Origin of the sequence: Novosphingobium ginsenosidimutans, from assembly GCF_007954425.1 — a bacterium.
Taxonomy (GTDB): domain Bacteria; phylum Pseudomonadota; class Alphaproteobacteria; order Sphingomonadales; family Sphingomonadaceae; genus Novosphingobium; species Novosphingobium ginsenosidimutans.
In genome coordinates this window covers 2,007,374-2,019,769 of record NZ_CP042345.1, presented here as the reverse complement: position 1 = coordinate 2,019,769, position 12,396 = coordinate 2,007,374, and the positions used below count along the sequence as shown (strand labels likewise).

The window sequence follows — 12,396 nt, the reverse complement described above, 5'->3', positions numbered from 1 at the left end:
AATTCCCGTGCAACGGGAAACTTGGAGGGCCCGTTTAGCAAACCGTACTGCAGTCAATGGGCGCAGAGAATGACAGCTCAAAAAGGGCATGAACGCCAGCCGCTGGGATCCTCCTGGTACCGTTGGGTCGCCTGAGACGCGCCGAAACGCCGGGAATTGACGGTCCGCTTGCGGCAAGAGTCGACAGAGACAGACTATCTGGCGGAGAGGGTGTCCGCCAAACAGGGTTTCACGCAGGAACGCAGGGGCTAGAAAAATCCCTGAAATATCGTGATCCGATAGGCGGGTCTGCCGCCACCTGTTCACTGTCCGCCGCTTGCGTTCATGGGCAATCACTATATTATCGTGGGCAGGGAAGTGGGCAAAGGGACTACCATGCCACGCAAGGTTCACAACGCATTGACGCCGATGGCCGTGAAGGCTGCGGGTGCAGGCCGGCATGCTGATGGCGGCGGACTCTATCTGCGCGTCCAGCAGGGCGGGGCTCGGTCCTGGCTGTTCCGTTCACTGGTTGGGGGCAAGGCTCGGGATGTTGGGCTCGGCCCTGCGGCTGGGCCGAATGCGCTGTCACTGGCGGCAGCGCGGGAAATGGCGCGCGAACTGGCTGCGCAGGCCAGCAAGGGCGAGCCGATCGAAGGCAAGCGCAGCAAGGCCCGGAAGGCGGCGGCGGCGATCGAAGCGGCGGGCAAGGCCAAGCGGACATTTCGGGAGGTGGCAGCGGCTTACATCGATCTGCAGGAGAATGGCTGGAAGAACGACAAGCACCGCGCCCAATGGCGCGCCACCTTGGAGGCCTATGTCTATCCGCACTTTGGCGATCTGCCGGTCTCGGAAATTGAGACGACGCACGTCCTGAAAGTGCTGCAACCGATCTGGACCGTGAAGCCCGAGACTGCCAGCCGCGTTCGCGGGCGCATCGAGAACATACTGGACGCGGCGCGTGTGCAAGGCCTGCGATCTGGCGAGAACCCGGCGCGCTGGCGCGGGCACCTGAAAAGCCTCTTTCCTGAACCGGCGAAGGCAAAGGCAGAGCGCAACCGCAAACTGGATCGCACCGGGCATCATGCCGCAATGCCCTATGCCGAACTGCCGACATTCATGGCTGATCTGGCAGGGCGCGAGGCGCTGGCAGCGAGGGCGCTGGAATTCACCATCCTGACTGCGGCCCGCTCTGGGGAGGTGCTTGGGGCAACCTGGGGCGAAATCGATCTGGAGGCCGCTATCTGGACGGTTCCCGCTGCCCGCATGAAGGCCAACAAGGAGCATCGCGTCCCGTTGTCCCCTCGTGCCGTCGCTATCTTAAAGGCGGTCCAGCCGCTCAATACCAAGGGCATCGCGAGCGCACCTGTCTTTCCCGGCACCAAGGGCGGCGGCCTCTCCAGCATGGCAATGGGGATGCTGATGCGGCGGCTGGACCGCAAAGAGACGGTTCATGGCTTCCGGTCTGCGTTCCGCGACTGGTCTGCCGAAACAACCGGCTTCGCCCACGAGGTCTGCGAAATGGCGCTGGCCCATGTGATCGGAAACAAGGCTGAGGCTGCATACCGTCGCGGCGATCTGTTCGACAAGCGGCGCAAGCTCATGGAGGCCTGGGCATCATACTGTGGCAGTGCGGCTGCGGATCGCGCCAACATCGCGTCCATTCGCAAGGTCAATGGGTAACACCGCCCTGGAGTCTGCTATGAAGAATGAATCTTTCCCGGCACCATCGCCTGCAATGTTGGGGTTAGCGGACGCTTAGCGTTCAGGCTTCGGCATTTCGTACATTTGGTTGCGTACGCTTGAAAGGGTGGTTTGGCCGGTAGCCTGCAAGGCTTTTAGGACGCAGGCTGTTACCTCGACATCGGACGCTTGATTGATGGTTAGAGAGCCATTTTCGACGACTGCCATGCCCATATTACCACCGCACTCTTCGACAATTGCGTCAACTTGCTCCTGCGTAAGATTTCCAGACGTCGTTATGAACGGTCCGTAAGGGTCTTTGCAGCCGAACAGCGACAGCAAGCCAGCAATCAGAGGAAGGAATCGTGGCCTCACCATGTTAGTATGGCGGCAAGCACTAAGGTCCGCAATGTCGTCGATCCAGGACCGGCACCATCGCCTACAATGTTGGGGTAAGCGGACATCAGCTAGCTCTCGTAGAGCAAGCAGCATCTGAAGACCGGAAGTAGCTTGCGATAGTCCAGTCGTGCCCGAGGGTCGTAAACGCGTTCAAGCCGATCTCGTCGATCACTCCATACCGCTGCCCATCGACTTCGTGGAAAAAGTTCCAATTCGTGCCGCCAGCGGAGCGGCCAATTGAGTAAGCAAGTCCTGTCCTAGTGCGCCTAAAGGTTATCGACTGATCTAGAGTCACGGCGTATCCCGTTTTATATTTAACTAGGTCAAACGGAACAGTCGGTAGGCCGGGCTGCATGATATGAACTCCCGCGGAGTCTATCAATATTGGCGGGCCGCTCTCTGCCGTGTAGCAGCCAAAAACGACTGCCTTATTGGGCGGTGGGGGCTGCTTTGGCGGATTTAGCACGCGGAACGTGAACGCTCCAATTAATGCAAGGGGCATGGCCACAAACAGCCACCAAAACCCGGAATCGTCGTCCTTGTCATAAAACACTACGACAAATTATGCCGGATTGCCGCCGCCCGCAATGTCACCCTGCCTTAACGGGCTCAATAGGCTGCAATGTTGGGGCTATCTGTCGTCGTTTTCAGTGTCTGCCTTCGACTTCTGTCGAAAGATATCGATTACCGATAGGCAACCGTGGGCAAGAAGCCCTAAGCAAGCAGGAACTATGATCCACAACCGACCATCCGTCTCAGGAGGGTGCATGATAGCTAGGCTAATCGACACGCCTATTGCTAGCGTCACAATGGCGAAGCATCGAATTTGGGATAGGGGCCAATACCTATAATCAAAACTTACAAACTTTGACGCTACGCTCGTGACAAACAAGTAGTCCCAGAAGGGGAAGCCTATCGCAAGCGTCATCGCATCTGTCGCGATTTCCATAACGAGTTCTTATCACTTGCCATAAACGTCCGCAATCTCGTCGTTCCAGGACCGGATCGATCGCCTGCAATGTTGGGGAAAGCGGACATTCAATCTCTTCTAAGACTGGTCGAAGGGTATAATGCCGCGGGTTTCAAGGATCGCCCTCTGCGTGTCTGCATACCGGTGCGCAAACGCCTCTCGCTCAGACTTTGGTCTGGCAAAATAGGCTCTCTCCAAGGCGTCTCGATCACCGCCTTTTGCAGATGGCTCTTCAACCTTCGACAGCCAGTCAAACCAATGGCCTATTTCATGTAGAAGTGTCCGGTAGAGCTGAGTGTTGCGCGCCGAGGCAGCGTTAATCGAGATACTAAATTTCCGACCTGATCTCTGGACATCGTGACCATCACTGCGAAGTCTTTCCAATTCTTGACTTAGGTCTGGATCCAAAGACGTGCTCCAAACCATGACTTTGTCCACTTGAACCGCATCAAGACAGATGACCGGGCCAACGGCAAGTGTCTCGCCATTGGCCTTTGCAACAGTGGTGTCGTAGAGCAATCGCCCCCAAGCAGGTCTCAGGATCAATTGCTTACGCGTAGGCTGTCGAAAGACGATCGTCCGAAGCCCGGCCCAGTCGCTTTGAGGCAACGCTTCTAGGACACGCAAAACGTCGGGCACCGTGGAGGGATGGACACAGCCGAGAGCATTCGCCTCAATCACAAACCGGATCATCCAGCCACCGATGGTGTGTTCCTCTACTCGGCAATCGCCCACCCGACTAAGCCAGTATGGGCGATTCAGCTGATCGGGAATGACAAGCTGGTTGGCCTCGCCGTGTCCCTGCTTAGCTGTGCCGATGTTTCGATTGCGCCTTGTTGGATTGCGATGCGACTGCATCAAAGCAAAATGCCATAAGTCCCATACGCGTCCAAGGACCGCTTTGGCGCGCCCCTTAGACCGGGGAATTTAGTCTCCGAAATCGGGGTTAGCGGTCACACCGGATCGTCATTTCGGCCATTAGAGGCTCAGATGTCTGAGTGCCCGCTTCCACCAGGAAGCCTGGCCTGACGATTTCGCTGCCAAGAGTCTTTTCGCTAGCGATGGGCTAACACCGAGGAGAAATGCGATCTCTTCCTCTGATATTTCAGGCCTCTCACGACGTAAATCTTGTGCAGTCAACACCAGCGAGAGAGACAGAGGCTCGAAGAAGATAAAGGGTTGGAAGCGCAAAGCGTGGCCAGTCTTGAGCACGCGCTCGTAGCTAAGAAACTCATCTGGCCAATTTGCATTGCCTATGATGCTTTTGGCCTCGTCCTCAGTCAGCCGCCGCATGAAGTAGATATCGAAGATGCGCTCCTCTTGCGCTATCATCCAATGCTGTCTGCAGGCACGACACTGCGAAAGGTGCAACCACCAAGCGTCTCCGCCATGATCCGCGACATACTCGATGGTTGCGAACACTCGTTCGTCGAGACCGTCTCCGCCCATTGGAACTGCCGCCAAGTCGGACAAGGATGAGCAACAGCAGGGAGTAGCTCCTTCATTCATTGCTGGATGATGCAGCCAGCAACGAATGGCGGCAATGCTGTTGTGCCCAGAAGGGTTCGGTCGCCTGGAATGTTGGGGAAAGCAGACCAGCACTTTGCCATATTGGCTAGAACCTCACGTTGGTTTCGCCCGAGCCGATCCCGTGTGCCCTGATGGAGTAGACTGTCCGACTGTTTGCAGAAAGTCTGACCACTTCTTGCCAGCCTGGGGGAACCTCTCCAATCATCACTGACGCGAGGTCAAGACACTGCATCTCACCCTTCGTTTCGATAAGCCAAGCAGCCTTAGACCGGTCGTAAGAATCTCTTTCGTAAAGCCCGATCTCGCGAACGCAAGGCATCCGCTTGTCACTGAAGATTACACCCCAGTCCTGTGAGAGACGGAGTAGCAAACGGCCGCCAGACTTCTGAACAGCGACGTCGATTTCCGGTGGTGAACACGAGGACAATAGCGCCAACGCCCCAATCATCGACAGCAACTTGACTGCGGCATTCATGTGCTGAATTTACATCCAAACCCAATGTCTGCAATGTTGGGGATAGACGACAGGCGGCTTTGGAGCGCCAAACCGGAATGAACAGCCATTCGTTCAGGCTCCGGTGGTTGGCAGCTTCCCGATTCGGTTTCGAGCTTTCATTGGCCAAGGAACGACACATGCAACCAGACATTCTTTTGACTGAGTATCTGTTCGAGTAGCTCGGGCCGAGGCGGGGGATGTAAGGCTAATCAAACTCGATGACCGGGGCCGTCACCTCACCCTTGCGCGCGACGAAATACAGCCCGGTGCCGAGTGCCAGCAGTGCCGCGAGCAGAGCAAACGCGCTGGTTGGGGCTTGCACAATCGTGAACACCGCAAACCCTGCGGCTATCCCCATCGCCGGCCACCACCGTAGGGGCAGCGTTCCGTCATTCGCTTCGCTAAAGCGCCGCATGAGCACCGCGAACGCACACACGTAGCACAACACCACAAGTTGTGAGCCGAGCGATGTCATGGTGGCGAGGAAGGCGAATGCGCCGCTCGCCAACATCAGCGCAATGATAGCCGAGAACAGCAGGATCGCGCGGTCGGGCGCGCCAAACCGACGCGACACAAGCGCAAAACGCGCGGGCAACAAGCCGCGCTCCGCCATTCCGAATATTACGCGGGGCCCGGCAATACTGTAGGACAGCGCATTTGTGGCGATCGAGAAAATCGCCGCGATGCTCAGCAGCAGCGCGCCATGATCGCCCATGACTGCCTTCGCAGCCATTGCCAGCGGAGTCGTATTGCCAACGGCCTGCGGCGCGCCAGCTGCAATGTAAGCCCATTGCACCACCATGTAGAATAGGATGATGATGCCCAGCGAACCGAGCATCGTCAGCGGTAAGTCACGGCGCGGGTTCTTGAATTCGCCGGCAGCGAAGGCCGAGCTATTCGCACCTGAAAAGGCGAAATAGACCAGCAGCGCAACGCTTTCAAAAGCGCCGAAACGTGGCAGGGCAAATGTGGCTGCAATCCCGCCCGAGGCAAATGCCATCGCACACAGAGCCACGATAGGCGACAGCTTGATAACGGTGCCCACGGCAAGACCACCGATGCTGTTTATCATTCCCGAGAGGCTAATCGTGGTCAGTGCCGCCAGAATGAACGAAAGCGCGGCGGCGCGCGCGAAGGCCTCGTCAAACACCGGGAAGATCACGGCGAGATAGGACACCAGCACATAAAACGTCGCAGCACGACCCGCCCCCATAGCGATCACCATGATCCAGCCGACCTGAAAGCCGACGAATGGCCCGAAAGCCGCCTGTGACCACAATTGAGGCCCGCCGGATGACTGGAACATGGTCGAAAGGCGGGCGGAAATCACGATGCTGCTCGAAAACAGCAGTCCGAAAATCAGAAACATCCAAGGCGCAAAGTTGCCGACTTCGGCATAGAGCAACGCCGGCAAGGCGAAGATCCCCGCGCCGACCATACCGTTGATGCTCATGAGTGTCGCACCAATGGGTCCTACGACCCGCGGCGGCTTCTGCATTTTGTCCAAGCTGCACCCCCCCGATGCTCGGTCTGGCAAGCAATCACGTTCAGTGAGTACTGACCGTGCATACTAGAATCAGGACCTATCGAATTGCTTGTATGAAGCATTGAGGGTTGATTCAATGGCGGCACGGGGAGGTTCTTTTCGTGGAGCGCGCGTGCTTCCTCGCCAGTCGCGAACGGCGGGTTTCAGGAAGCTGGAGACCGCCGTTGAACGGCCGAAATGTCGTCGTGTCCGGACAGTCCTCTGTGGATGGCTCCCGCGTTGCAAGTGTAAAGTGATGATCTGGCCGTTGGTCGGGTGCAGTCGTCTGTCCGGCCTGTTGATGCAGTCGGTGTAGACTGCTGGCCCTGATGGATTCCGCGAACAAGGTCCGATCGGCTTTGCAGGCTATTACGCCTATGACTGTCCTTGGGTTGTCCTTGTTCCCGGTCCGACCGGTTTTGCCATCACATCCTTCGCTCTCACAACATCGTGAAGCTGATCTCCTCAGCTAAGCTCTTGATCTAGGCTACCGCCAGCATAGGCGCATGCCCGCGTTCGAAGACGCCGCCGCGCGCCATGATCGCCCAAGCGATCCGCGCCATCTTGTTGGCGATGGCGACCGTGGCGACGCGCGCGGGCTTTCTGGCGAGCAGAGCGACAAAGCGCGGATCGACCGTGCTGGGTTTCTCCTTGGCGTATCGGACCAGCGCGGTTGCGCCGACAACCAGGAGCTGCCGCAGATATCTGTCGCCCATCTTGGTAATGCGCCCCAGTCGCTCCTTGCCGCCACTCGAGCTCTGCCGCGGGGTCAGCCCCAACCAGGCGGCGAACTGGCGTCCTGACGAGAACTGGCTCGGATCGGTCACCGACGCGGCGAGCGCGGTCGCGCCGATCGGCCCGATACCAGGGATCGTCGCCAGGCGCCGGGCCCTGTCGTCGCTCCGCTGCAGAGCGGCGAGACGCAGATCGAGCTTGCGCAACTGGGCGTGAAGCTGAAGCAGTTGCCCTGCCATGATGGCGACGACGTTCGTCGCCTCGGTTGGCAGATCGAGTTTGGACTCGCCGTCAACGATATCCCGCGCAATCTGCAGTGCCTTCACGATCCCGACCGGGATAGCGATCCCCAGTTCGGCGAGCACGCTTCGCATCATGTTGACCAGCTGCGTGCGTTGCTTGATCAACAGGCTGCGCACGCGATGCAGCGACAATGCCGCCTGCTGCTCGCGCGACTTGATAGGCACGAACCGCATCGTCTGACGTGTGACCGCTTCGCAGATCGCCTCGGCGTCGGCGGCATCGTTCTTACCACGCTTCACATATGGCTTTACGTAAGCCGCCGGCATCAGTCGCACCTCATGACCCAGCTTGGTCAATTCGCGCGCCCAGTGATGCGACGTCCCGCAGGCCTCGGCGCCTACCATGCACGGCGGCAACTTCTCGAAGAACGGCAGCATCTGCGATCGCCGCAGCGCTTTGCGAATTACGACCTCACCGGTCGCGCTGATACCGTGAACCTGAAAAACGTTCTTGGCCAAATCCAGGCCGATCGTGCTAATCTCCATGGCGGGTGGCTCCTTTGCTCGGGTTTGCATGACAGCAACCCATCTTGGCACTCAGATGCCGTGAGCGGGAGCCATCCACCCCATCCGCTTTCCAACTAAAACTGCGAATAGCTGCCGCTATCTGCGCTTTCCAGGCGCTGACATCAGTTGCTCCAATGATGTAAGGTAATCGGACGGGGATAGGCCGGCCAGCCGACAAGCACGCTTCCCACGTGCTTCCCCGTTCCCCTCTGGGAACCGCTCGGGAGGCGGCATGGCAGAAACAAGCCAGAGAGACATTGCGCGATTAGAGAGGCTAGTTTCCGCATCTGATGCGTTTGAACTACTCGCCTCGGAGTATGATCGCCGGGGCAAGTATGTGAGTTGGGAGGCATGCCAACGTGCCGCGCTCGATACGATTTTGGCTCGGCTCATTGATGGTGTGCTCGATGCTTGGACTGCAAACTGCCGGATCGATTCCAGTCTAGATACAGGGGCAGTAAGTGTCGAAAGCATTGTCTCACCGTATGACTACTTCCACTGCGACACCCCTTGCAAAATTCCAGTCGAATTTTGGTGGCACTTCAAAAGAGCAAATCCAGAACTGAGGTCTGCTGATTGGGTGACAGGTGACTTTCGGTTCGACTACTTGGACGACGAATATTCTCGGCGTGCGGGCAGTGCATTTTCCGTCCATTTTGATCCGACTGGATTGCCCGCATTGGCGGTCCCTAACCAGTCATTCACGACTGGAGGCGATGCTGCCGTGACGCATCAATTGCCAAAACCAAGTATGTCCGGCGGAAGGAGGCCAGCGAACTGGTGGCCTGATTTTGCGGAGGAGTTGGCAATTTACTGCCTCAAAGAGGATCCTCCTGAGGGGGAAGGAACCGACGGGCAATCAGCGATGATTGAGGCGATTTTCAAGCGGATGGCAGAGCGCGGTAAGCCGGAGCCGTCGCGCTCCACTGTCCAACCGGTGATAAACGCGATCCTGCGCCGCTGGCGATCGGCCGGAAACTAACTACCCTCAATTTCCGGCCCCAACCGGCTCTATTCGGCTGACAGGATCCGAGCGGCAATCGACAAACTGCACCGTTCCCCATCGAACGGAGCAGAATAGATGACAACCGTAACCCAATCCCCCGAACCGCTGGCCTATTCCGTTGCTGATGCCTGCAAGGTGTCCAGCATCGGCAAAACCAACCTCTACAAGCTGATTGCAAACGGCAAGCTTGAGGCACGCAAAGTCGGCAAGCGCACCTTGATCCCAGCCGCTAGCTTGCGGGCGCTGATCGAACCGGGGGCCTGAGCGATGCCGGGGCCAACCGTAGTCCAGCTATCGCAATGGCGAGATCGGCGAATGCGCGAACGCGAGCGGCTGGCCCGAGAGGCAGAGCAAGCGAGGCAAAAGCGCGAAGCGAGGCAAAAGCGCGAAGCGAGGCAAAAGCGCGAAGCGAGTCAGTTGCTGCACCGCCTGTTTGATGGTGACTGCCCCCCGCCAGAGGGGCATGCAGCATGAGCGCGCAAGACGACCCAGCCGCGGCTGGTCTGCAGCGCTTCATTCGAGTGAGCTATTTCCCGAAAGGCTATTGGCGCGCGCGGCTTGTCTGCAGGATGCGCAACCGGGTATTCATTGGCCAGCCCAAATCGACGAGGTCTAATGCCATTCGGGACGCCTACCGAGCGGCCGGAGATCCGAGGGGCATGGAGCTCCCAGTGCTATGACGCGGCTGGACCTGGATGCGATCCGCCGCGCCAACCCTTTGCCGGCCATTGCGGGCAAGCTGGTGAAGCTCAAGTTGGCCGGGGCCGAATTCAAAGGCTGTTGCCCGTTCCATGCCGATCGCACACCCAGCTTCACCATCTACAGCGGCGGGCAGCGGTTCCAGTGCTTTGGCTGCGGCGCGGCTGGTGACGTGCTCGACTTTGTGCGGCGCGCATATTCTGTTTCGCTTCCCGAGGCCGCCCAGATTTTGGAAGCCGGCAATGTGCCGAGGGCAGCGGTTTCAGGATCGAAACTTGCGGCACTAGAAAAAAGAGATCGTTCGCCCGAGGCGCTGGCTGTCTGGCAGCGGGCGGAAGCAGCGGCAGGAACGCTCGCTGAGGCCTATCTTCGGTCCCGGGGCATCAATCCGCCGTATCCAGCCGCGCTGCGCTTCCTGAGGCTTCCCTGCGGCAATCTGGGGCAAACGCCCTGCCTGATCTGCGCCGTGCAGGACGTTGGTGGCGCTGTGACCGGTATTCAGCGCATTTTCTTGGCGCAGGATGGCCAGGGCAAAGCCGATCTGCCCAAGCCCAAGCTGTCACTGGGTGCGATCAAGGGCGGTGCGATCCGGCTGGGCGATCTGGACGGCAGCGGTTGCCTGACAGTGTGCGAAGGGCCGGAGGATGGCTTGTCGCTGCTGGAGATCATGGGCGGGCCGGTCTGGGTATCTGCCGGGACCACGTTTCTGCCTGCTATGCAGTTCCCGCCGGAGGTCCGCTCAATCGTAATCGGCGCCGACAATGATAGCGCAGGACGCGAGGCTGCCGACAAGGCGGCGCGAGCTTTTGTCGAGCGCGGCCTGTCCGTTCGCATCATTCGCCCACTGCCGGACTGCAAAGACTTCAACGACGAATTGAGGAGTGCCGCTCATGGCTGCTAACCCGAGCCTGCAAGCAAGGTTCGACGGGGCCGAAACCTTTGACGCTTGGCCCGATCCGGTGCCGCTGCGGGACGAGCTTGCGCCGGTGCTGCCTTTGTCGCCGGAACTGCTGCCAACGCAGTTGCGCGGCTGGGCGATGGACATTTCGGAGCGGATGAACTGCCCGCTCGATCTGGTGTCGATCCCGGCGTTGGTGTCTGCTGGTGCCTTGATCGGCCGGCGAATTGGCATTCGTCCCCAGCAACGCACCTCATGGCTGGAGGTCGGCAATCTCTGGGGATGCGTTGTCGCGCGTCCGGGCAGCCTGAAAAGCCCAGCCGCAAGCGAAGCGCTCGCCCCGATCAAGCGCATTGAAGCGCTGGCAGCCGAGGCTAACCGCGAGGCGCAAGCTGCGTTCAAGGTTGGCGAGGCGCTCTACAAGCTGGAGAAGGAAGAGGCCGACAAGGCCGCGCGGAGGCGCCTGAGCGGAGAGGGAAAGGAATCGGCGCGGGCCATGCTGGAAAGCGTGACGGCCCCGGAACCGCCGACCGAGCGGCGGCACCTGACAAGCGATGCCACAGCGGAGAAGCTGGGCGAGATATGCAAGGCCAACCCGTTTGGCATCATGATGCACCGGGACGAGCTCATATCGCTTTTCGACGATTTGGACGGCTCCGAAAAGGCATCGGCAAAGGGCTTTTTCCTGTCCGCTTGGAGCGGAACCGAGGGCTACACCTTTGACCGCATCGGGCGCGGGACGGTGCATATTCCTGCCGTGAACCTTTCGGTATTCGGCACGACCCAGCCCGCGCGGCTGGCAAGTTACATGCGCGAGAACCTGCGGCGGCATGATGACGGGATGGTGCAGCGGCTTCAGCTGATCGCGTGGCCTGATTCTACAGGCCAATATCAGGAGGTGGACCGCTATCCTGACAGCGATGCGCGACGGCTGGCCCATGAATGTTATCAGGGCCTGGCCGCGCTCGATCCACGCGAACTGAAGGCCGATTGGGACGAATTCGACGGACCGCACGGTGTCCCTTTCCTGCGATTTGCCGGGGATGCGCAGGAATTGTTTTCGGAATGGAGGGCGGTGCTAGAGGCGCGGCTTGCAGGCGATGAACTCTCCGCTCCATTGGCCTCGCACCTGTCCAAATATCGCGGACTAGTCCCCCGCCTGTCGCTGGTCTGCCACCTAGCGAACAATTCTTTCGGGCCTGTCTCACTGGAGGCTGTCCGGCAGGCGCTACGCTGGGCGGAATATCTCGAAAGCCATGCTGTGCGGGCCTACGCTTCAACCTCTCTCGACAATGCCGAGGCGGCCCGCGCGATCTGGCGGCACGTCCGCAAGGGCGATCTGGGCGACCCATTCACCCTGCGCGATGTGCAGCGCAAAGGATGGTCCGGCTTGCAGGCAAACGAGCGCATTGCGGCTGGGCTAGAGGCGCTCAGCGATGCCGATTGGCTGCGTCCGGCGCCAACCGAAGCGGGAGAGAAGGGCGGGCGACCCTCAACCCCCTATCAGATCAACCCCAAGGCATTGCGAGCCTGATATGCCCCAGAGGCCTACCGACAAAACCGACGAAACCGCGTTCTGTCAGTTTTGTCAGTGCCACCCCCATGCGTCTGGACAATCCGCACACCTCGCGCGTGGGCGCGCAATGACGGAAAAACTGAGGAAGGCG

Annotated in this window: 10 protein-coding genes; 5 read left to right on the top strand and 5 right to left on the bottom strand. The window is 59.3% G+C overall.

Annotated elements, in window-relative coordinates; translation table 11 throughout:
• Positions 1-375 precede the first annotated feature (375 nt).
• A complete protein-coding gene (locus FRF71_RS10060) occupies positions 376-1,662 on the top strand; it encodes a tyrosine-type recombinase/integrase (protein WP_147090527.1) in 1,287 nt (428 codons plus the stop codon).
• Between the two features lie 75 nt (positions 1,663-1,737).
• On the opposite strand, the gene FRF71_RS10055 is transcribed toward FRF71_RS10060, so the two are convergent.
• The 5 genes from FRF71_RS10055 to FRF71_RS10035 form a co-directional block, all read right to left on the bottom strand.
• On the bottom strand, positions 1,738-2,004 hold the full coding sequence (locus tag FRF71_RS10055; protein ID WP_147090526.1) for a hypothetical protein: 267 nt from the start codon (positions 2,002-2,004) through the stop codon (positions 1,738-1,740).
• 1,105 nt (positions 2,005-3,109) lie between these two features.
• A complete protein-coding gene (locus FRF71_RS10050) occupies positions 3,110-3,889 on the bottom strand; it encodes a hypothetical protein (protein WP_147090525.1) in 780 nt (259 codons plus the stop codon).
• A 120-nt stretch (positions 3,890-4,009) separates the two neighbouring features.
• A complete protein-coding gene (locus FRF71_RS10045) occupies positions 4,010-4,363 on the bottom strand; it encodes a hypothetical protein (RefSeq protein ID WP_147090524.1) in 354 nt (117 codons plus the stop codon).
• An 899-nt stretch (positions 4,364-5,262) separates the two neighbouring features.
• On the bottom strand, positions 5,263-6,555 hold the full coding sequence (locus FRF71_RS10040) for an APC family permease (RefSeq protein WP_147090523.1): 1,293 nt from the start codon (positions 6,553-6,555) through the stop codon (positions 5,263-5,265).
• A 509-nt stretch (positions 6,556-7,064) separates the two neighbouring features.
• Positions 7,065-8,105, bottom strand: coding sequence for an IS110 family RNA-guided transposase (locus FRF71_RS10035; RefSeq protein WP_147090086.1), 1,041 nt, complete (start codon positions 8,103-8,105; stop codon positions 7,065-7,067).
• A gap of 253 nt (positions 8,106-8,358) precedes the next feature.
• Between FRF71_RS10035 and FRF71_RS10030 the strand changes: the two genes are divergently transcribed.
• From FRF71_RS10030 to FRF71_RS10015, 4 genes are all read left to right on the top strand, one after another.
• On the top strand, positions 8,359-9,108 hold the full coding sequence (locus FRF71_RS10030; RefSeq protein ID WP_147090522.1) for a hypothetical protein: 750 nt from the start codon (positions 8,359-8,361) through the stop codon (positions 9,106-9,108).
• 99 nt (positions 9,109-9,207) lie between these two features.
• Positions 9,208-9,396 (top strand): helix-turn-helix domain-containing protein, encoded by a 189-nt coding sequence (locus tag FRF71_RS10025; protein WP_147090521.1) that lies wholly within the window; start codon positions 9,208-9,210, stop codon positions 9,394-9,396.
• Positions 9,397-9,808: 412 nt separating this feature from the next.
• Positions 9,809-10,732, top strand: coding sequence for a DUF7146 domain-containing protein (locus tag FRF71_RS10020; RefSeq protein WP_147090520.1), 924 nt, complete (start codon positions 9,809-9,811; stop codon positions 10,730-10,732).
• Between the two features lie 154 nt (positions 10,733-10,886).
• The gene (locus tag FRF71_RS10015) at positions 10,887-12,263 is read left to right on the top strand and encodes a YfjI family protein (protein ID WP_161597940.1); all 1,377 of its coding nucleotides are present in this window, start codon (positions 10,887-10,889) and stop codon (positions 12,261-12,263) included.
• The last annotated feature ends 133 nt before the right edge of the window (positions 12,264-12,396 follow it).